The sequence below is a fragment of the Sphingomonas sp. LH128 genome (assembly GCF_000293195.2).
Classification (GTDB): Bacteria; Pseudomonadota; Alphaproteobacteria; order Sphingomonadales; family Sphingomonadaceae; genus Novosphingobium; species Novosphingobium resinovorum_A.
In genome coordinates this window covers 1-20,523 of record NZ_ALVC01000130.1, presented here as the reverse complement: position 1 = coordinate 20,523, position 20,523 = coordinate 1, and the positions used below count along the sequence as shown (strand labels likewise).

General features: G+C 64.9%; 15 protein-coding genes and 1 pseudogene. 5 read left to right on the top strand and 11 right to left on the bottom strand.

Going from position 1 to position 20,523, the window contains the following annotated elements; genetic code table 11:
* The first annotated feature begins 24 nt into the window (after positions 1–24).
* Entirely contained in the window at positions 25–1,584 is a 1,560-nt protein-coding gene (locus LH128_RS11375; protein ID WP_051211472.1) for an inorganic phosphate transporter, read from the top strand.
* Positions 1,585–1,709: 125 nt separating this feature from the next.
* Here LH128_RS11375 and LH128_RS11370 read toward each other — a convergent pair whose 3' ends face one another.
* The 11 genes and pseudogenes from LH128_RS11370 to LH128_RS11325 all read right to left on the bottom strand — a co-directional run bounded on the left by LH128_RS11370 (position 1,710) and on the right by LH128_RS11325 (position 16,340).
* Positions 1,710–2,858, bottom strand: coding sequence for a metallophosphoesterase (locus tag LH128_RS11370; protein ID WP_008829772.1), 1,149 nt, complete (start codon positions 2,856–2,858; stop codon positions 1,710–1,712).
* Positions 2,859–2,921: 63 nt separating this feature from the next.
* Positions 2,922–5,897 (bottom strand): TonB-dependent receptor, encoded by a 2,976-nt coding sequence (locus LH128_RS11365; protein ID WP_008829771.1) that lies wholly within the window; start codon positions 5,895–5,897, stop codon positions 2,922–2,924.
* A gap of 104 nt (positions 5,898–6,001) precedes the next feature.
* Positions 6,002–6,817 (bottom strand): FecR family protein, encoded by an 816-nt coding sequence (locus LH128_RS11360; protein ID WP_248006195.1) that lies wholly within the window; start codon positions 6,815–6,817, stop codon positions 6,002–6,004.
* 12 nt (positions 6,818–6,829) lie between these two features.
* Positions 6,830–7,009, bottom strand: a pseudogene (locus LH128_RS35010) (FecR/PupR family sigma factor regulator); the annotation flags it as partial.
* The gene (locus tag LH128_RS11355) at positions 6,945–7,553 is read right to left on the bottom strand and encodes an RNA polymerase sigma factor (RefSeq protein ID WP_008829769.1); all 609 of its coding nucleotides are present in this window, start codon (positions 7,551–7,553) and stop codon (positions 6,945–6,947) included. The gene LH128_RS11355 and the pseudogene LH128_RS35010, both read right to left, overlap by 65 nt.
* Positions 7,554–7,729: 176 nt before the next feature.
* A complete protein-coding gene (locus LH128_RS11350) occupies positions 7,730–8,548 on the bottom strand; it encodes a 2-keto-4-pentenoate hydratase (protein ID WP_051211471.1) in 819 nt (272 codons plus the stop codon).
* 2 nt (positions 8,549–8,550) lie between these two features.
* Positions 8,551–11,106, bottom strand: coding sequence for a beta-glucosidase H (locus LH128_RS11345; RefSeq protein WP_051211470.1), 2,556 nt, complete (start codon positions 11,104–11,106; stop codon positions 8,551–8,553).
* Between the two features lie 37 nt (positions 11,107–11,143).
* Positions 11,144–12,028, bottom strand: coding sequence for a sugar phosphate isomerase/epimerase family protein (locus tag LH128_RS11340; RefSeq protein WP_211151257.1), 885 nt, complete (start codon positions 12,026–12,028; stop codon positions 11,144–11,146).
* Positions 12,029–12,180: 152 nt separating this feature from the next.
* Positions 12,181–14,376 (bottom strand): TonB-dependent receptor, encoded by a 2,196-nt coding sequence (locus LH128_RS11335; RefSeq protein ID WP_008829765.1) that lies wholly within the window; start codon positions 14,374–14,376, stop codon positions 12,181–12,183.
* 94 nt (positions 14,377–14,470) lie between these two features.
* Positions 14,471–15,073 carry a nuclear transport factor 2 family protein gene (locus LH128_RS11330; protein ID WP_008829764.1) on the bottom strand — a complete coding sequence of 201 codons (603 nt, stop codon included), beginning with the start codon at positions 15,071–15,073 and terminating at the stop codon, positions 14,471–14,473.
* Positions 15,066–16,340, bottom strand: a complete 1,275-nt coding sequence (locus LH128_RS11325) for a spinster family MFS transporter (RefSeq protein WP_008829763.1) — start codon at positions 16,338–16,340, stop codon at positions 15,066–15,068. The genes LH128_RS11330 and LH128_RS11325 overlap by 8 nt, the downstream gene beginning before the upstream one ends.
* Before the next feature lie 318 nt (positions 16,341–16,658).
* On the opposite strand from LH128_RS11325, the gene LH128_RS11320 reads away from it, so the two are divergent.
* The 4 genes from LH128_RS11320 to LH128_RS11305 all read left to right on the top strand — a co-directional run bounded on the left by LH128_RS11320 (position 16,659) and on the right by LH128_RS11305 (position 20,324).
* Positions 16,659–17,351, top strand: a complete 693-nt coding sequence (locus LH128_RS11320; protein WP_008829762.1) for a GntR family transcriptional regulator — start codon at positions 16,659–16,661, stop codon at positions 17,349–17,351.
* Complete coding sequence (locus tag LH128_RS11315) at positions 17,348–18,478, top strand: amidase (RefSeq protein ID WP_008829761.1); 1,131 nt, start codon at positions 17,348–17,350, stop codon at positions 18,476–18,478. The genes LH128_RS11320 and LH128_RS11315 overlap by 4 nt, the downstream gene beginning before the upstream one ends.
* Positions 18,479–18,543: 65 nt before the next feature.
* Complete coding sequence (locus LH128_RS11310) at positions 18,544–19,824, top strand: aromatic ring-hydroxylating oxygenase subunit alpha (protein ID WP_008829760.1); 1,281 nt, start codon at positions 18,544–18,546, stop codon at positions 19,822–19,824.
* Positions 19,821–20,324, top strand: coding sequence for an aromatic-ring-hydroxylating dioxygenase subunit beta (locus LH128_RS11305; RefSeq protein ID WP_008829759.1), 504 nt, complete (start codon positions 19,821–19,823; stop codon positions 20,322–20,324). The genes LH128_RS11310 and LH128_RS11305 overlap by 4 nt, the downstream gene beginning before the upstream one ends.
* Positions 20,325–20,523 lie beyond the last annotated feature (199 nt).

Here is a 20,523-nt window from a genome sequence, read left to right as displayed (position 1 = left end):
GCCCACACCCATGCCCGCCCCGATATGGAAAAGGGCCTGGGAATCGCCGGGCAACTGGGCTTCGGCGCGGCGATCCTGGCGGCGATCGTCTATGTCGCCTACAGCGTCTATGCCGACGCCAGCGCCTCGGGCATGGCCGCCATCGCGCTGCTGCCGTTCCTGCTGCTCTTCTTGGCGCTGCTCATCGCGCTGGGCTTCGAGTTCGTGAACGGGTTTCACGATACCGCCAATGCAGTCGCCACGGTGATCTACACCAATGCCATGCCCGCCAATGTCGCGGTGGTGTGGTCCGGGTTCTTCAATTTCCTCGGCGTCCTGCTGTCCACCGGCGCGGTGGCTTTCGGGATCGTCTCGCTGCTGCCGGTCGAGCTGATCCTGCAGGTCGGCTCCAGCGCGGGCTTCGCGATGGTCTTCGCGCTGCTGATCGCCGCGATCCTATGGAACCTCGCCACCTGGTGGCTGGGCATTCCCTCTTCCAGTTCGCACACGCTGATCGGCTCGATCATCGGCGTCGGCGTCGCCAACGCGATGATGCACGGCAAGAGCGGCACCGCGGGCGTGGACTGGAGCAAGGCGACCGAGATCGGCCAGGCGCTGCTGGTCTCGCCGCTGGTCGGCTTCGGGCTGGCCGCGCTGCTGTTCCTGGCGATGAAGGTGCTGGTCCGCAACGAGGCGCTCTACCAGGAACCCAAGGGCGATACCCCGCCGCCGCTGTGGATCCGCGTGCTGCTGATCTTCACCTGCACCGGCGTCAGCTTCGCCCACGGCTCGAACGACGGACAGAAGGGCATGGGCCTGATCATGCTGATCCTGATCGGCACCGTGCCCACCGCCTATGCGCTGAACCGCGCCGTGCCGGAAAGCTACACGCAGGAATTCCACGTCGGCGCCGACAAGGCCTATGCCGCGCTCGGCGGCGGCACGACGCCGACCATGCGCCCCGCCGAAGCGCGCCGCGCCGTCACCGCCTATATCGCCGACAAGACCTACAAGCCCGAGACCACGCCCGCGATCGCTGCGCTGGTGAAGGACATCGATCGCCAGGTCGACGAATACGGCTCACTCGCCAAGGTCCCCGCCGCCGCGACCGAGAACGTGCGCAACGACATGTATCTCGCGTCCGAAGCCATCAAGCGGCTTGCCAAGGATGACACCGCAAACCTCGACGACACGCGGATCGAGGCGGTGAACGGCTTCAAGAAGTCGCTCGATGCGGGCACCCGCTTCATCCCCACCTGGGTCAAGGTGGCAGTGGCTTTCGCGCTGGGGCTTGGCACCATGGTCGGCTGGAAGCGTATCGTCGTGACGGTGGGCGAGAAGATCGGCAAGTCGCACCTCACTTATGCGCAGGGCGCTTCGGCCGAACTGGTGGCGATGGGTACGATCTTCGCGGCCGACCATCTCGGCCTGCCGGTATCGACCACGCATGTGCTGTCCTCGGGCGTGGCAGGAACCATGGCCGCCAACCGGTCGGGCCTGCAAATGAGCACCGTGCGCAACCTGCTGATGGCCTGGGTGCTGACGCTGCCTTGCTCGATCCTGCTGGCGGGCGGCCTCTACGCGGTATTCTCGATGGTCTTCTGACGGGCCGATACCCTCGCTTCGCCTGCACGGCCCCGGGGCGGCTTGACGCAGCCCCGGGGTTCGTTCGTGACGGCAGGCAGTCTCGCCTCGACCGCCATCGCGACAAGAATGACCGACGAACCGCCTTAACGGACGTTTTCCTCGTCGATCTTCTTGCCATGCACATCGAACGCTTCCATCGTCACGTGCTTCCCGTCGACGCGGAACTTGGTGTAGGCAAAAGCCGCAAGCGCTTTCTTGGTGATGCCCGGCTCGGGCCAGTCCACCTTCTCCAGCGACGCCCCTGCGCTGCCGGTCACGAAATAGTGAATGCCGTTGGCCTGAGCCCGCTGGTAGTTGTGCTCGTGACCGTTGAGCACGATCGCGTTGTACTTCTCGATCAGCGGCACCCATTCACGCTGGATGCGGAAACTGCGGTCGCGGCGCTTGTACGCAGTGGCCGTATGGACCGGCAGATGGAACGCGACGAAGATGTTGTCGGCGCCCTTGTTGGCCTCCAGATCTTCCTTGAACCAGGTCAGTTCCTCCTGCCAGAGCTTCTCCTGCTCGCTCTCCGTCGACTTGCCCGCCTGGGCCAGCCGCACCCGGTCGTACTCGCTGTCGAGCACGATGAAATGCGATGTTCCCCAGTTGAACGAATAGTAGGTCTTGGGCTGGTTGAACATGTCGTGGACCAGCGGGGCATTCGCCTCGTGGTTACCGTAGACGAGCGCAACGTTGGTCTTGCGCATGAGCGGCGCGGTGATGCGGAAGAAGTCGAACCACTCCTGCTGGTCCGGGCCGGTCTGGATGGCATCGCCCAGATGCATCACGAAATCGGGATCCTCCTTCGACATCGTCGCGATCATTTGCGAATGGATGTCGTCGCCATTGGTCTTGTCCTGCTGCTCGATCGTATTGGACACGTTGCCGTTGCGCGATTCCGCATACATCAGGAATTCGAACGGCTGGCCGACCAGCGGCGGTGTCTTGAACTTGCCCTTGCCGGCCGGCCCGGCGTCATAAGTATAGACGGTGCCGGGCTTGAGATGCGTGAACGTGGTCTTGCGCACCTCGACGGGGAAGCTGGACTGCACCTCCGTACCCTGCCGCACGGTCACGTCGGCGCCCTTTTCCAGCCACGATACGGTGACCGAGGCCGAACTGGTGTTGAGCATGACAGGCGAAGTCACGAAAGGACCGGAGACCTCGGGGTTGCGCGTCTCCTGCGCGGATGCCGCCGTTGCCAGCACGGCCGCCATCGGAAGGGCGGCATGGAACCAATGCATCTTCATGGGTAATCTCCTGAGATAATGTGATGTCTTGAAAAGCGTCCGGCGGGTTGCGTTCACCCCCGGTCAGAAGTTGAAGCGGAAGCCGCCTTCGTAACGCTGGCCGTAGCGGGCGAATTCGACCGGCCGCGATGCATCGCCGGCGTAACGCCTCAGCGGGGCGTTCAGGATGTTGGCGACATCGAAGTACACTTCGAGGCGGTCGTTGATCGCGTAGCGGCTCGAAAAGTCGAGTTGCCGATCCGCTGCGAAATAGAGGTCTCCCCCTTCGGCGGCGCTGGCGATCGCATCGACCCATGGCGAGCGGTACTGGTAGTTCAGGCGGAGCGAGACACCCGACATCTCGTAGTAGCCGCCCACGTTGTAGATCAGCTTCGAGGCGCCCGGGAACTGCACCGAGCGACCGTCGGGCGTATTCGCCTTGCCGCGATTGACGGTGACATTGGCCTGCACGCCGAAGCCGCCCATCCAGTCGGGCAGTCCGAGCGCCTGCGTGTAAGGCTCCAGCTGCTGCTGGAACACGCCTTCGATGCCGTAGAGTTCGCCGCTGCCGCCGTTGAGTGTCGTCGAATAGACGTAGCCCGAACGATCGACGCCGCCGCTGTTGAGCGCGGTGCTGTTGAAGATGCCGGTCGCGGAGAACAGGACGCCGTCGAGCTTCTTGTAAAAGCCGCCGAGGCTGATGAAACCTTGCGGCCTGGTGTACCATTCGAAGTACAGGTCCACCCCCTTCGCGCGCTCCGGGCGGGCCTGCGGGTTTCCGCCCGAAACCGTCTGGCCGGTGTCGCTATAGGTGAAGTTCGGACGCAGGATCGAGTAATCGGGACGCGCCGCGCCGGTGTTGAGCGAAAGGCGCAGCACCTTGCTGGAATCCAGGTTCACGTTGGCGTGCAGGCTGGGGAACACCAGCGTGCGGTCGTTACCCGCGAGGATAGGGGTGGACACTCCCGCCAGCGTCACGAATGCGCGGCCCTCGTTGCTGACCTTCTCCACCCGCGCACCCGCGACCACATTGCCCCAGTCGAACGTCGTCTTGAGCATGGCGAAGCCCGCGAGAACCTCTTCGCTGACCCGGTAATAGTTGGCGGTATTCGGCGCATAATCGCCCGCCGCTTCCGCTTTCGCCAGATTCGCAAGCAGGGTGTCGAGATCGAAATACCGCGCCTGATAGCCGACCGACAGGCCACCGTCATGCATGCTGTCGGTCAGCGCCGAGGCGTAATCGGTGGTTATCCCGGCTGCGGCCGCCTGCGCCGTGGACAGCTTGAGGCTGCGTTCGCGGGCGATCTTGGTACGGCGATCGTATTGCCCGCCGAACGTCAGCACGCTCTCGTGGCCTAGCAGCGACAGATTGCGCGAGAGGACGAGCTTTCCAGTGTAAGCGTCGGTCACGTCCTTCGCCTTCAGGCCCGACAGGCCCGTCAGTGTGAGCGGATAGGCGCTGACGTCGGACACCGCCCCGCCCTGCGACAGGACACCGCTCGTCGAGCGCTGGGTGGTGTACAGCGACAGGCGCGACAGCAAGGGGTTGGAATAATCGTAGCCCACGGTCACGCGGCTGCCCGCGCCCGCACCGTTGGTGCCGAAGGCGGGCGTCGCATACGTCATCGTGTTCGGAATGCTGCGATCGTCGAGCGCACGGGTATAGTTGGCCCGCCACTGCACGTTCCAGTCGCCGATCTCGTGGTCGCCGCCCAGGGTGTTGGTGCTGACGCTCTGCAGGAAATCCTTGTACGAAATGCCGATGGTCAGCGGGATGCCGTAGACAGTTCCGGCCTGCGGCGTATTGCCGGTGCAGATGTCGGCATAGCCGGTGGTGCCCGCAGCAGGCGGGGCGATAGCGGCGCAGGCCGTAGTCCCGGTCGGCAGGCGGCTTTGCTGTTCGGCCATGTTGAAGACGAAGCGGTCGCGCGCCTCGTTCTCCGTCAGCGCGGTGTAGACGGCGGAGGCGAACAGCCGGTGACGATCGTTGATGCGCCAGTCGACCCGGCCGCTGCCGGACCAGTTGGTATTGGTGAAGCGATAGAACTTGTTCGTGCTGGTCGCCGCCCAATACCGGTCCTGCGAACCCGGGCGGGTATCGCGGGCCACCTGCGCCCAGGTATTCTCGAAGTTGTCGACTAGGAAACTGCGGTGATAGTACGTGCCGGACAGCACTACCGCGATCTCGCCCACGCCGGTCTGAAAGCGATCCGACACCGTGAGTGACGTGTCCACCTCACCTTTGTTGCCGATCCGCTGGACGCCGCCGCCCAGCTTGCCTGCGACGTGCAGGCCGGGGAAATCGAAGCCCGAGCGGGTCACGATGTTGATATTGCCCGCGACGGTTTCGCCGGTCATGTCCGGGGTGACGGCCTTGCGCACGACCACCTGCGAGGCGATCGCCGCAGGAATGGTGTCGAACAGCGTCTGGCGTCCACCGGGGCTGATCACGTTGATCCCGTCGAACGACACCGTCGTCCAGTTCTTCGGTGCACCGCGCAAGTTGAGATAGCGGGCGCGGCCCTGATCGCGCTGGATGGCGACGCCGGGAATACGGCCGAGTGCCTGCGCCATGTTCTGGTCCGGCATGCGGCCGACCGAGTCCGACGCCACGACGCTGACCAGCGAATCCGATGCGCGCTGGCGGGCTAGCGCCGCAGCCTCGGATTCGGCGATGGGGTGCGCGCCGGTAACGACGATTTCCGCGGCTTCGGGCTCGACGCTCTCAGCCTTCGGGCCGGAAGCCGCCTCTCCGTCGTTTCCCGCCGCGAGCACGACGACGCTGCCGCTGTCCGAGGCCACCACCAGGCCGCTGCCCTCGATCATGCGGGCGATCGCCGCGCGGGTTTCCATCTGCCCCTGCACCGCATGGCTGCGGAAGCGGCGGGTCACCGCGTCCGGCGCGACGATCTGGATATCGGCCTGATGGGCCAAGCGCGACAGAGCCGTGCCCAGGTCCTGTGCCGGGATGTTGAAGTTTCTTACTTGCGCAAGCGCAGGCATGGCGATGGTCAGCGCGGCGATACCGATCCCCGCCGCCAACCAGGACTTCGATGTCATGAACTGTCCCCTTCACGCGCAGCGATCTGCTGCCCACGTGAAGAAGAGTTCAGGGAAATCGCTTCCCGCCATCCACCCCGGAAAAAATCATCAACGGCCCGGGTTCACTTCCGCCGGATCAGCACCGAACCGTCGCCGGACACCGCTTCCAGCCCCAGGCTGAGCGCGGCGTCGCGGGCGAAGCCGACCGGATTGTTGATCGAATAGACCCCTGAAACGCGCAAGTTCGCCACGGCGGCATCCTGCAACTCTATCCGGGTTTCGGAATAGCGGCCGAACTCCTGCGCCGCCTCGCGCAGGGAGAGGCCGTTCATGTCGACCATGCCCGAGGTCCATGCCGAAACCTGTTCCAGCGCATAAGGCGAAAGCGCCTTTTCGACGATCGCGCCGCCATCATCCAGATGGAGCATCCGCCCGGCCGTCAGGCGGTTCGCAAGCATCTTGCCGGCGCGAACGACCTCGACGATCCCTTCGGACACCACCACGCGAGTACCCGATCCGGAATTGCGCCAGACGGAAAAGCTGGTGCCGATCGCCCGGACGGTGACATCGCCCGCCAGCACCAGGAAAGGACGAGCGGCATCCTTGATGACGTCGAAGCGCGCTTCGCCGTCCAGCAGTTCGACCTTGCGCACGGCGCTGTCGAAAGCCACGGCCACCTCAGTCGCGGTGTTGAGGGTCATCGAGGATCCGTCGGCGAGCGGGTGCCGCTGGATCACGCCCTTGCCGGTGGACACCCGGCTTTTCTGCGTGAGCACGGCATAGGAAAGACCCGTACCCACCACGGCCAGCGCCATCGTGCTGCCGCCGATCAGCATCTGCCGTCGATCCATGCCGAACGACGGCATCCGCCATGTCCGGCCCCGGTCGGGATCGAACGCAGGTCCCAGCGCGGCGGCCTTGTCCAAATAGAGATTCATCGCGCTCGCACGCGCCAGTGCCCCGGCGTGGCGGGGGCTTGCCGCCATCCATGTATCGAGAGCATGTTGATCATCCGGGCTCAGCGGAGCCCGGTCGATCCTGGCCACCCAAGCCGCAGCAATTTCATCAATGGCGTTCGGAGGAGGAGCCACCAACGACCTCTCCCCATGCCGGGTCCGCGATTCGATCATCTCCCAATGATGTCGCCAATCGCCGGTTTCCGCCACGTCCAATCGCTCCGGAGAGCAATATGATCGCCTTTGCCATATGTTTTTCCACGGTATTTTCGGAAATACCCATCTCCGCCGCAACCTGCCGCTGCGACAGACCATGCAACTTTCGCAGCACGAAGGCCTGCCGGCACTTGAGCGGCAGTTGCTCGATCATGGCGCCGAGCCGCTTCAGTTCCTGACGATCGGCCACCACCACCTCGGGGCCAGGGCGATCGCAAGGAACCTGAAGGCTTTCGGCTTCCGCGAACCGATCCATCTCGACGACACGGCCCTTGCGCAAGCTCTTGAGCATCACCGATTTCGCTACGGTGAACAGATAGTTGCGCGGCGCCGCAATATGATCGACGGCCTGCATACCGGCGAGAATTGCGTAAGATTCCTGGACCACGTCATCGACATCCGAAGGCGGCAGACGCGTGGCGAGCCAGCGGCGCAAGTCCGGTTCGTGCGGGATGATCTCCCGCGCGATCCACTGCATCCGGGAGGGAGAGAAGACAGGCATGGGCGCCGCCTATCGGCTCGATGTGACAGGGGCGCTACGATCGCGGCATTGACACCGCAAAACCATGTGATGCCGAGCGGTCTGAACGGCAGCGCCGTTGCCCGGATATTGCCGCAAGCGATCAGAATGCGATGACGTCAGGTCGGATTATCCATGCAAGGCACAGTGATCGCGTTCTAGACGTCCATATCGGAACGATCTTGCGCATGGACCCGGCAAACGAGACGTCCGTGCCCATGGAACGTCGCTTCCCAGCATTGGCCTGTCGCGACCTCGTGCACGCCGGTCACGGCCCCTGTCGATACGAACTGCCCCTTGCGAAGCGGCATGCCGAATGCGTGTAGCTGCTCGAGGGCAAAAGCCATGGCAGCCATCGGACCTCCGGGCAGCGCCGAGGCTTCGGCGGTCCTGACCTCGCTGCCGTCGACCGAACTGGTCACGGTAACATCGTCGAGCATCGGACCGGGCATCAGCGTCGTGAGCGGCCCGACGATCTGCCCCGCGTTGTTGCCGAAGGCGGCGATCGACGCCGTGGTGGGCAACGCCCCGATCCCAGTTACGGGACTGCCCGCGAGTTCGATGCCGGTGTGAATGGCACCGACGAGTTCCGCCGCGCCCGCGCGCGTCCACGCCGCGACGTGCGGTGGCTGGTCGGCGCTGGCGAAGGCCACCAGTTCTGCCTCGAACGCGCCGCTTCCATCCGGGATCAGACGAAACACGCTCGTTCGGCCATCCTCGACATGGACGACATCGCGCGCGAACACCGGCCCTATGAAGCGATCGACGCCGTAGCGTTCGCTCAAGCGGGCGTCGAGGCGACCGACTTTCCAGCCCGCGATCGCATCATCCCATCCCTCTATGGCGCAGCGCTGGATGGCATAGGCCGCATCGAGCGTGTCCGGCACGGCCTCCGGAAACAGCGGCAGGGCTACCTGCCGCCGCCGCGCATCGATGAGCGCGGCGGCGATGCTGCGAACCTGCGCGAGGGCTGCCACGCTCAACGCGTCCACTGCACCGAAAGCGGCAGCACGCGCGACGATCCGCCGACGAAGGCCTTGTAGGTCCCGTTCTCGACCTTCCAGTCGTTCGCCGCAGTATCCCATATCCGCAAGTCGGCGTCCGTCAGGTCGAACGAGATGCGCTGGGTCTGGCGGGGCTTCAGCTCGACGCGCTCGAAACGCTTCAGCTGGCGCTGCGGCTCGCCCGCGGCCTGCGGGAACGCGAGGTAGAGCTGCGCGATTTCCGCGCCCGCCACCTTGCCCGTGTTGCGCACGGTGAAGCTGACCCGCCAGCCCTTGTCTGCCTTGACCAGCTTCATGCCGCCATAGGCGAAACTGGTGTAGGAAAGGCCGTGGCCGAAGGGGAACAGCGGTTCGATCGCCTTGTCGTCATACCAGCGATAGCCGACCAGCAGGTCCTCGCTGTAATGCGCCTCTAGGTTTTTGCCGGGGAACGTCGCGAAGGTCGGGTTGTCCTCGATCCGCCTGGGGAACGTGACCGGCAGCTTGCCCGATGGGTTGGTGCGGCCGGTCAGCACGTTCGCTTCTGCGTTGCCGACCTCGCCGCCCAGGAACCAGCCCTCGACAATCGCCGAGACCTTGTCCTTCCACGGCATCTCAACCGGCCCGCCGGTGTTGAGCACGACGATGGTGCGCTGGTTCGCGGCCGCGACCGCTTCGACCAGCTTGTCCTGCTCGCCGTAGAGCTTCAGGTTGGGACGATCGGCCTCCTCGCTTTCAGAGGTCACCGAGCTGCCGACGAACACGATCGCCGCATCCGCGCCCTTCGCCGCCTCGACCGCCTGCGCGATGGAGCCGACCGGCTGCTGGATGCCCAAGCGATAGGCCAGGTTCCAGTGCCGGGCGGGCATGAAGTCCATGCGGAACGGATAGGCGCGGCCGGCCTCCAGATGCACGCTGGTCCGGCGCTCCCGCCAGCCGAAGCCGCCGAACAGCGGCGAGGGCGAGTTGGGCTGTGACGGCGCGATGACCGGCTTGCCGTCCACCCACACGCTGGTGTTGCCCCGGTCGATCATGCTGAAATCATAGTCGCCGGTGGTGGGCGGCCAGAAGTAGCCGGTCCACTGCATGACGACCTTGTTCCCGGCATCCTCCGACAGTTCCGGGCCGAAGTAGAAGCGCATGAAGACGTCGTCGGTCATCGTGCGCACCGGGGCGCCGTCCATGCTGCCGCTGGTCCACAGCTTCTGCGTCAACCCCTGTTCGTGGCGGTCGGCGGTGGTCGAGAACATGCGCGGGTCGGCCATCGCCGCGAAGCGATCGTTGGTGACGCCGATGGCGTGATCGATCCGGGCCTTGGGCAGCGCCGCCCTCAGCCCTTCCAGCGGCGTGGTGACGCGGATGGCGGTGACTTCGGAACTGCCCCCGCCCTGGATCATGCGGGCATCGGCGTTCGGGCCGATCACCGCGATCCGGCGGATCTTGGCCGGATCGAGCGGAAGCGCATGGCCGTCGTTCTTGAGCAGGGTGATCGCCTGCTCGGCGGCAGCCAGCGAAGTGGCGCGGTGTTCTACGCTGTCCACCTTGTCCTGCGGCCGCAGTGTCCAGCCGTCCATCCGGCCCGAGCGAATGATCAGGCGCAACATGCGCGACACCGAATCGTCGAGCGTCGCCAGGGACACGTCGCCGCGTCGCACCGCCGCGACCATGTCCTTGCCGAAGAACTTGGCCGGCGCGGGCATCTCGAAGTCCAGTCCGGCATTGATGGCAGGCGCGGTGGAATGGGTTGCGCCCCAGTCCGAAATGACGACGCCGGGATAGTGCCAGTCGCCCTTGAGGACATCGCGCAGGAGCCACTTGTTCTCGGTCGAATAGAAGCCGTTGACCTTGTTGTAGGCCGCCATCATCAGCCCCGGGTCGGTTTCCTTCACCACCGCCTCGAAGCCGGGCAGATAGACCTCGCGCAGCGCCCGCTGCGAGACGATGACGTTGACGGTCTGGCGATCGGTTTCCTGGTTGTTCACCGCCAGATGCTTGGCGGTGGCCATGACGCCGGTGGACTGGAGGCCCTTGACCCAGCCCACTGCCATGCGGCCGCTGAGGTAGGGGTCCTCGGAATAATATTCGAAGTTGCGACCGCCCACCGGCACGCGCTGGATGTTGAGGCCGGGGCCCTGGACGATCGAATAGTCGAGCGCGCGAGCTTCCTCTCCGATGGCTTCACCCACCCGGCTTGCCATCGCGGGGTTCCAGGTAGCCGCCATCGCGGAACTGGCCGGGAACGAGGTGGCTTTGTATGTTTCGTTGGCGCGGATACCATTGGGGCCATCGGCCATGCGCACGGCCGGAATGCCCAGACGCGGCACCGCGGCGGTCGCAATGCGCGATCCACCAGCGAGAAGCGACACTTTCTCCTCCAGCGTCAGTTCGCCCAGCAGACTTTTCACCCGCGCGGCGATCTCCTGCTCCGAAGGGGCGGCAGTCGCGGCGACGGTCTGGGCCGCCGCAGGCATCATCCCGATCGGGCTTGCGAGCGCCGAGGCGAGCAGCAACGCGGCGGCGCGGCGGCGCGGCGATCGGGATCTGGAGGTCATGGGCATCGGGATCTTCCTATGGAATGATGACTTTGCGTCAGGTCGGCAAGGCAGCCAGATACGAATGGGCACGCGCCGCGATTCCGGCGGGATCTTCTTCGTATGGCGGATCTTGTTCGAAGAAATAGTGCACCGCGCCCGCCTTCCGGGCGACAGGCAGGATCTCTCGCCAGTCCAGCACACCAAGGCCGAGCGGTGCGGACTTCTGAACGAAGGCATAATCGGGGGTGGCGGCGGCCACGTCCTTGACATGAAGCTGGGTGAAACGCCCCTGATGAGCGCGCAGCAACGCTATCGGGTCACGCGCGGCCGCCGCGACCCATCCCACGTCCAATTCGAAATCGACGCAGGCCGGATCGGTTTCGCCCAGCAGGATGTCCATCCCGCAACCGCCTTCGGGCAGCGGCGCGAATTCGGCGTTGTGGTTGTGATAGCCGATGCGCAAGCCCTCGCGTGCGAGCATCGCGCCGGTCCGGTTGAGGAAGTCGGCATTGCGGCGCCACGCACCGGCATCCATCAGATTGCCGATGCGTGCCACGTATTTGCGCAAACGCTCGTCAGGGAGCCTCGCCGGAGCGTCGTCGGGAAATCGAAACGAGGCCAGCGTCAAGGTACGGGCGCCGATGGCCTGCGCATCGCCAACCAGAGCGCCGAGCGGACCGTCGAAGCTGGGCGCATCGTCGCCGCGACTGCGCCCCTGCACGTGGATGCTGGGGCACGAAAGGCCCGCGGCCCGCAGCATCGCCGCGATCGTACCACCCGAGCGGCCATAGAGATTGGCTATCTCCACTTCGCGGTAACCCATGCTCGCCACGGCCCGCAGCGTACCTTCGAGATCGGTCCGGGCCTGTGCGTCCAGCATGAACAACTGGAGACCGAGCTCTGCCCCGGCAGTCCCGAAGAAATGCGGGGGAGCCGCCATGGCAGGCAAAGGCAACCCCGCCGCAAATGCGGCTTTGCCGATCGCGATCAGACAATGACGCCGGTTGAGCATGACGGTTGGGTACTCTCTGGTCTGCAAAGGCGTGACGGCGCCCGGGTTGGGTGGAGAATGCTCCGGGCGCCGTCGTTCGGTCAGAACTTCATGCCTGCCCGAACACCGTAGACCCGCGGCTGCGAGACATAGACACGGCCCGCGCCATAGCCCGAGAACTGCACCGAGTTCTCGATGTTCTTGATGAAAGCGCTGATATAGTACGCATCATCGGGCGCATTGTACGCGATGTTCGCGTTGCTCTTCATATAGCTCGGGTTACGGAACTGCGTTCCATTGCCGAAATAGGTGACATAGTAGTCATCGCTGATCATCGTATCGACATGCGCCGCAATGTCGCCACCGTTGCCGAGCGGGAACGTGTGCGTGTAGCCCGCCGTCACCACCCAGTTGGGCGAGTTGTCGAGCGGACGCCCGGCGAAATCGACCGTCGTGGTGGGACGATACTCCGTATAGTGCCCATCGAGGTAGTTGATCGACAGATCGACGCGATCCTGCGAGGTCGGGATCAGTGTGAACTGCGTCTCGATGCCCTTGATCGTCGCCTTGCCGGCATTGAGCGTCGTCAGGCCGATCAGGCCCGGCGAACTGAGCTGCATGTTGGTGTAGTCATAATAAAAGCCCGCGAGGCTGAACGTGATCATGCGGTTCAGAGCCTTGCCCTTCACGCCGACCTCGTAGGCGGTCAGTTCTTCCGGGTTGTAGTACAGGTTGACCACCGGGCTGGTGCAGCCCGGCGAACCGGCCGCGCAGCCGTCGTTGAAGCCGCCGGCCTTGTAGCCGGTCGATACGGTGCCGTACGTCAGGATGTCCGGCGTGACATCGTATTCCGCGCCGGCCTTCCAGGTCAGCTTGGAGTCCGTGCGCGCGGCATCGTTGATCGACGAGAGGACATTGGTGTCCGCGCCGATGACCGAGGAACTGCGATCGTAGATCGTCGCACCTAGGCGCGATTTCTGATCGTGCGAATAGCGCAGGCCGCCGGTCAGGCGCAGCCCCTTGACCACCTCGTAAGTCGCCTGGCCGAAGGCCGCCTTCGATTCCGCTTCGACCGGCCCCTGCTGGAAGGTATAGAGCGGGAAGCCCGCATAGCCATGCAGAACCGTGTCCGCGTAGTCGGACTTCTCCTTGAAGTAGTAAAGGCCCGCAACTGCCGTCAGCGGTCCGTCGCCGGAAGTGGCGAGGCGCAGTTCCTGCGAATTCGACTTGTTCTTGGTGTACTGGTACTGCTCGGCGTAGCGGTTCGCGTTGTAGTTGACGTAAGTGCTGCGCTGGTCCTGGTCGAAGATGCGGTAGGAACCGAGATACGTCAGGTTCACCGGACCGAAATCCCACTTCGCTTCGGCCGTGACGCCGTAGATCTTATTGTCCTGATAGGGGTCGCTGACGACCGGATAATTGACCGTGCGCGCCTCGCTCGACGAGGGATGCAGGTACACCGGACTGGTCGTGGTGGCCGCGCCGTAGAAGTTGGCCATGGTGACAGCCTGCGTGCCCGCGCCGCCCTGATGGGTGTAGTCACCTACGATATAAAGCTCGCCCTGGTCGTCGCTGCCGAACTTGGCATCGAGGCTCAGGCGCCCGGCATATTCGTCCTGGTCCTGCCCGAGCTTGTGGTCGCCGACGCCGGTTCCCGCGATCAGGTAGCTATCATGCTTGTTGTAGGCGCCGGCGGCGCGCACGGCGATGCGGTCGCTCAACGGCACGTTGACCATCGCATCGACGCGGTAGGTATCGTAGTTCCCGTATTCGGCATTGACCGCCGCCGCGAACTTGTCGGTCGAAGGACGGTTGGCGATGATATTGACGACACCCGCCGTCGCATTGCGACCGTAGAGCGTGCCCTGCGGTCCGCGCAGAACCTCGACGCGGCCGATGTCGTAGAATGCACCCGAAAGCATCTGCGGGCGAGCCACATAGACGCCGTTGAGCATGAAGGCTGCCGAGGGATCGCCCTTTTCCGTACCGTCGGCGCTGGATACGCCGCGGATGGTCACCTGCAGACCGTTCGCCTGATCGATGCGCACGGTCGGAATGACGGTAGCAAGGTTCGATGCATCGGTGATGCCCGCGCTCTTGAGCTGGTCGCCGGTCGCCGCGCTGATCGACAGCGGCGCCTTCGACAGCAGTTCGGGACGCTTCTGGGCCGTGACGATGATGTCACCGCCGGCCTGCTCGTCGGCCGCAGCGGGCGCTTCCTGCGCGCTGGCGGGCAGCGTGAACATCAGAGACGTGGCAAGGAACGTGCCTCGCAGATACAATGCAGCCTTCGTCATGGTAACCCTCATGGTAAAGTGAATGGGAGCACCGGCGAGCATCTTGCTTCTCCCGGCACGATAGTTCCTGCGGCAAATTCGGTTTCGGCGGTGGTCAGCCTGCGCCGGATATTTCCAGCGCGGGCCTTGCGATGAGTGAACTCCACCAGTTGTCCGGCAGAGCGGCGATGAAGAGATTTTCGGTGCGATAGTGCGCGATCAGCCATTCGCCGCCGACCTGCTCGAACGCGACGTTGAGGCGGCTGGAGCGCAGCAGCGAGCCGCCTGCGGCATCGACCCAGGGCTGGAACTGGACCCAGTCGCCGGTGACCCTGTCGCCCGTGGCCTCGAGGCTTTCGGTGCACAGGTAATGCGTATTGAAGACCTGCACGGGTTCGCGCTGCGTATAGAAGTTCAAGAAATGCGCGGCGATCGCCTCGCGCCCGACCTGGCTGCCGAACTGCGCGCCATGCGCACCGCCCACGCCTTCCCAGATCGCATCGGGCGTGAACAGCGCCGCGATGGCCCGGGCCCGCTCCTCCTCGCTCGCCCCGGCCATGAGGCGTGGCACGTCGCACAGGCGCATGTAGCGGCCCAGCGTGCGGCGCGCTCCGGCCTCGGCCTGGAGCAGCGCCACGTCCGCGCGAAGCTGGTTCAGCTCGGCCTGCAATTCGCAAATCTGCCCGATGGCGGCATCGGTCCCGGACGATTCAGACATCACGCGCCTCCCGGACGAGCGCGGCGGCGCTGCGCAAGGGCTGCCAGGCCAACAGCATGGCGACGATGCACACCGCTGCCAGCGACAGGTGGACTTTTGCCGGATCACGCAGGACCTTGTCGGTCAGCAGCGCTACCAGGCTCACCCCGCCGGTCTGGCCGATGAGGTTGGCGATGAGCAGGAACAGCGCGGTAATCTGCGCTCTGACACGCGGCGGCACGCTGGTCTGCAACGACTGCGATGCATGGACGAGCGGCCAGGGCGCAACGAACAGCGCCATCGCCGTACCGAGCATCAGCATCGGCCCGCTCCCGGCGACGGCGATGATCACCATCGCGGGCACCATGACCAGCATGCCGATGATCGCCGCACGCAGAGGCGCACTGCGCCCATAGGCGGCGGACAGGCGATCGGCCAGCCAGCCTGCGGTCAACGTCCCCAGCGGGCAACAGACCAGGACGAGCGCGCCCGCGGTCAGCCCCAAATGCGCGGCATCCAGTCCGAGCCGCCGCCCCAGCATCGCCGGCAGCCACGCCATGATCGAGAAGAATGCCGCCGCAAGCGCGGTGAACCCGCAGTAGTGCCGCACGAGGAAGGCGCGCTGCGGCTTGAGCTGTGCCCAGGCTGCTGCCAATGACACGCGATCTGCCGCCGTATTGCGGCGCGGATCGCGCACCCCGAAGAGGATCACCGGCGCAAGCACGAGGCCCGGCAGGCCGACGATCACGAACATCTGCTTCCAGACGGCCAGATCGCCGAACAGCGGCAGGCCTGCGCCGGGGCGCGACAGCATCGCGACCAGCCCGCCACCAAGCAGGTAGGCCGTCGCCGCGCCGAACTGGGAGCCCATGGAAAACAACGCGATCGCGCGGCCCAACATGGCGGGCGCGACGATGTCGGCGATCAGCGAATAGGCCGCAGGCGTCAGCGCGGCTTCGCCGACGCCGACAAGGATGCGCGCGATGAAGATGTGGCCGTAGCTGTCTGCCAGCCCCGACGCGATCGTCGCCAGGCTCCAGCACAGGATGCCCGCTCCGATGACCCGGTTGCGCCGAAAGGTGTCCGAGGCCCAGCCCAGCGGCACTCCGGCGACGGCGAAGAACACGGAGAACGCCAGCCCCGTCAGGAAACTGAAGCGCAAGTCGTCGATCTGGAGGTCGGCCTTGATCGGTTCGATCAGCAGCGCAAGGATTTGCCGGTCCACATACGACAGCAGGTATACCACCGTCAGCAGCCCGACGATGACCCAGGCACCGCGCGTTTGCATCGACGATGGTGCCTGAGGCGGGAATGCCGATGGGATTGGATCGACTTGCATAAGCGCACTGTCCCTGAACTTCGCTCAGCCACCGCCGCCCGAAGCCAACACGCAAGCCGAAAGGCATGCATGTTTTGCCATGGTCATTGTTGCGGCCGTTGAAGGGCTTCGATTCGCTTGCGCCACTCGTTGCGGTAGCGCGATATCTGCATACCGTTCTCATTCGAAAATTGATCCATGTCAAACCAAAAATGTATAAATGCGTCAAATATGGTTGCATAATGAAATATACGTGCGTAAAGTGTATGCACTTAGCGCGAGGTGTTCATGACCGCTTTCCTCCCCGAAGATGCTGAAAAAGGCAGCAATGCCGAAGAGGCTTACGCCGAGGTTCTCGGCCGCCTGCGCCTGGGATTGATCGCCCCCGGCGACCGCATCGTGGACAAGGCGCTTGCTGCGGAACTGGGAATGTCGCGCATGCCGGCTCGCGAAGCCCTGCTGCGGCTGGTCCACGAAGGTTACCTTGTCGGTTCGACGAGAGGCTTTAGACTGCCGACGCCGAGCAACGCGGACATTCTGGAGATCTTCGAGATCCGCAAGATGCTCGAGCCTCGCGCGGCGGCAATGGCTGTGGTCGAGATGACTCCGGAGAGCTTGGCCACGCTCGAGGCTGCATTCGCGGACGCGCAGAAAGCCTACGAGAAAGACGACATGATGGCGCTGTTCAACGCCAACGTCGCGTTTCGCGAGGCGTGGCTGGCGGTGGTGCCCAACGTGCGCCTGGTGGCGATGATCCACAGGCACTTCGACCAAGTCAACGCGGTCCGCCTGGCCACCTTGCACGACAAGGAGACGCGGGCGATCTCGGTGACGATCGCCAGCACGCTGCTGGCGGGCTTCCGCCGCCGCGACTCGCTCTACGTCTACGAGCAGATGCTCAGCTTCATCGAGAACGCGCGGCTGCGCTTCGTCGCGCTTAACCCCTTCGATGAACTTGGCCTGGGGAGTGAAGACAAGTGACCGACGAATTTGGTGCCGTCGCGCGGAAACTCGATATCGGCGACGGCCCGGTGCGCGTGCTGGTCAAGGATTGCCTCGACATCGCGGGCTACCCGACGTTCCAGGGCAGCGCGGTCATGGCGGATACCGCGCCGGCAGCCGATGACGCCGAGGTTGTCCGGCGCCTGCGCCGGGACGCTTCGCTGACCATCGTGGGCAAGGCCAACATGCACGAATTCGCATTCGGCGTGACCGGCGCCAATGCCTGGGCGGGCACGCCCGTCAATCCTCGCTGGCCCGATCGCATTCCCGGCGGCTCGTCGAGCGGCTCGGCCGTGGGCGTGGCGGCGGGCATCGCCGATATCGCGATCGGTACTGACACCGGCGGCTCGGTCCGCATGCCCGCCGCCTGCTGCGGGCTGGTCGGCTTCAAGCCCAGCTTCGGTCTCGTCAGCCGCGAGGGCGCTCATCCGCGCGAGAGTACGCTGGACTGCGTCGGCGTCTTCGCCACGAAAATCGATGACGTCGAGCGCACCATGGCCACGATCGTCGAACAGTGGCCGACCGAGGAAGCCCCTGCCGCGCTGCGGATCGGCGTGCTCGACGTCGAGGCGGACGGCGAAGTGCGCGCGGCGTTCGCGACGGCCATGACCCGCTTGGGCGACGTCGAGACGTGCCGCGCGAATTCGTTCGTGGATGCCTTCACAGCGGGAATCACGGTCATGGGCGCCGAAACCTGGACCGCGATCGGCGAGCATGTCGATCACCCGGGCATGGGCGAGGACGTACGCGCCCGGGTTCGCGCGGGCAGCATGGTACGCCCCGAAGACCTGATCCAAGCCGAAGCCATCCGCGCCCGGTTCGCCGCCGAGATCGATGCACTGCTCGATCGGTTCGACGTGCTGCTTCTGCCGACCCTGCCGGTGGTCCCGCCGACGATCGAGGAAGCCGCCGACCCGCGCACCTGCGTACCGCTCACCCGGCTGGTACGCCCCTTCAACTTGTCCGGCCACCCGGCTGTGACGCTGCCGCTGCTGTCCGATCGCGGGCTGCCGGTCGGTCTCCAGATCGTCGGCCGCATGAACGGCGACGCCCGGCTTTGCGCCTGCGCGCGCGAAATCGAGAAGCGGCTCACCGCCGCAAGCTGAGTTCGAAGATAGAGGCCCGCCGATCGCAATCGCGGTCTGCGGGCCTTCATAACAAGGGAAAATCCATGACCACGACGACCTCCCGGGGCGGCGTCGCGATCGACTGCGGACACCTCGTCCGCGACGACCGCGTCCATACCTCGCTCTACAAGGATCCGGCGATCTTCGATCAGGAGCTGGACCGGATCTTCCGGAACACCTGGGTCTGGGTCGCGCATGAAAGCGACGTGCCCAAGGCCAACACCTTCAAGACCTCGTGGGTCGGTGACCAGCCGGTCATCGTCACGCGCGACAAGACGGACACCATCCACGTCCTGCTCAACCGCTGCCGCCACCGCGCCGCGAGTGTGTGCGAGAAGAAGAAGGGCAAGTCGAGCGTCTTCGTCTGCCCTTACCACGGCTGGAGCTACGGCGTGGACGGCGCGCTGCGCAAGGTGCCGCACGCCTCGGGTTACCAGAGCGAGCCGGAAAAGGCGGAGTTGAGCCTCGTCTCGCTGCGCGTCGAAACTTACAACGGCATGATTTTCGCCACCTTCAAGGATGACATCGAGCCGCTCGCCGAATTCCTCGGCCCCGCGAAGAAGTGGATCGATCTGTTCATGAAGCAGGGGGCGGGCTTCGGCGTGAAGACGCTGGGCGAACACAAGTTCCGCTTTCCCGGAAACTGGAAGATCCAGCTCGAGAACACGACCGACGCCTACCACTTCCCGATCGTCCACAAGACCTTCCTCGACAGCCTCGATGCGGAGACCGAGAATATCTTCGACGTGCTGGGCCATGGCGGCTGGGTAGAGAACCTCGGCAACGGGCACTCCGTCATGGTGATGATCCCCGATCTCATCGACCTTGAGGACAATCTCGAGGCACCGATCCCCGATCGCTTCGCCGACCTGGCGGCCGAACTGGTGGCCGAAGGCCACGACGACGCGACCGTGCGCCGCGTGGTGCGCGCGGTGGGCGGCACCGGGTTCAACCTCAACCTGTTCCCCAATGTCGCCTGCTCGATGGCGTTCTTCCGCGTGCTGCGCCCGGTGGCCGTGGACGAGACCGAGATTACTCACGTCGCCATCGGCATGGATGAGGGCCCTGTCGCGGGCAACCGCATGCGCCTGCGCCTGCACGAACACTTCCAGGGACCGATGGGCTTCGGCACGCCTGACGACGCCGAGGGCTGGGAGCGCGTCCAGCGCGGTGCAGCGGCGGGCGATGATCTGTGGATCATGGTCAACCGAGGAGTCGATGCGCCCGAGGGGGTAGCCGAAGCCGGCCACGATGCAGGCGACGTCAGCGCCGAAACCGGCATGCGTGCCGCCTATCAGCAGTGGAAGAGGATGATGACGGCATGAGCACCGAGGCGATGACCGCAACCGTCGATGCCGCCGAAGCCTTCGGCGCCATGCAGTTCATCTGGCGCGAGGCCGAGATTCTCGACCGGCTCGACTACAAGGCATGGCTGCCGCTGTGGTCGCAGGACGGCCTCTACATCATTCCCACCGAGTTCGGCGTGAAGGACCACGCCGATGCGCTCAACGTCGCCTATGATGACGCCGAAATGCGCGAGGCTCGCGTGAAGCGGCTGCGCAGCGGCTTCTCCATGTCTGCCTCACCGCCGGCGCGGACGGTTCGCACGATCTCGCGCTTCGTGTTCGAGCGGGACGGCGACGTTCTCGTCGTGCGCTCGGCGATGCAGATCGCCGAATACAAGTTCGAACGGCTGCGCACGATCGCCGCCGATGTCGAGCACCATCTCGAAGCGGCCGAAGACGGCCAGTGGCGGATCGGGCGCAAGGTCGTCACGCTCGTCAATGCCGACGATTACCTGCACGGCATCGGATATCTGTTCTAACCGGTGAGGGACGGCTGGAACCGGCAAGTGTCGGAGGCCGTGCGGTTTGCCGTCGGCACCCGATACTTGCCGGATTTCCGCAGGACGCGCTTCCTTCAGGACTGATCGGCAAGGCATCATGGAAAAATCAGACGTCGTCATCGTAGGAGCGGGACATGGGGGAGCGCAGTGCGCGCTCGCCCTGCGCCAGAACGGGTTC

What these genes read in the sequence shown, in the direction of transcription:
- LH128_RS11375 (WP_051211472.1), top strand. Translation starts at nt 25, where the DNA reads ATGGAAAAGGGCCTGGGAATCGCCGGGCAACTGGGCTTCGGCGCGGCG.
- LH128_RS11370 (WP_008829772.1), bottom strand. Translation starts at nt 2,858, where the DNA reads ATGAAGATGCATTGGTTCCATGCCGCCCTTCCGATGGCGGCCGTGCTG.
- LH128_RS11365 (WP_008829771.1), bottom strand. Translation starts at nt 5,897, where the DNA reads ATGACATCGAAGTCCTGGTTGGCGGCGGGGATCGGTATCGCCGCGCTG.
- LH128_RS11360 (WP_248006195.1), bottom strand. Translation starts at nt 6,817, where the DNA reads ATGAATCTCTATTTGGACAAGGCCGCCGCGCTGGGACCTGCGTTCGAT.
- LH128_RS11355 (WP_008829769.1), bottom strand. Translation starts at nt 7,553, where the DNA reads ATGCCTGTCTTCTCTCCCTCCCGGATGCAGTGGATCGCGCGGGAGATC.
- LH128_RS11345 (WP_051211470.1), bottom strand. Translation starts at nt 11,106, where the DNA reads ATGACCTCCAGATCCCGATCGCCGCGCCGCCGCGCCGCCGCGTTGCTG.
- LH128_RS11340 (WP_211151257.1), bottom strand. Translation starts at nt 12,028, where the DNA reads ATGGCGGCTCCCCCGCATTTCTTCGGGACTGCCGGGGCAGAGCTCGGT.
- LH128_RS11335 (WP_008829765.1), bottom strand. Translation starts at nt 14,376, where the DNA reads ATGACGAAGGCTGCATTGTATCTGCGAGGCACGTTCCTTGCCACGTCT.
- LH128_RS11330 (WP_008829764.1), bottom strand. Translation starts at nt 15,073, where the DNA reads ATGTCTGAATCGTCCGGGACCGATGCCGCCATCGGGCAGATTTGCGAA.
- LH128_RS11325 (WP_008829763.1), bottom strand. Translation starts at nt 16,340, where the DNA reads ATGCAAACGCGCGGTGCCTGGGTCATCGTCGGGCTGCTGACGGTGGTA.
- LH128_RS11320 (WP_008829762.1), top strand. Translation starts at nt 16,659, where the DNA reads ATGACCGCTTTCCTCCCCGAAGATGCTGAAAAAGGCAGCAATGCCGAA.
- LH128_RS11310 (WP_008829760.1), top strand. Translation starts at nt 18,544, where the DNA reads ATGACCACGACGACCTCCCGGGGCGGCGTCGCGATCGACTGCGGACAC.
- LH128_RS11305 (WP_008829759.1), top strand. Translation starts at nt 19,821, where the DNA reads ATGAGCACCGAGGCGATGACCGCAACCGTCGATGCCGCCGAAGCCTTC.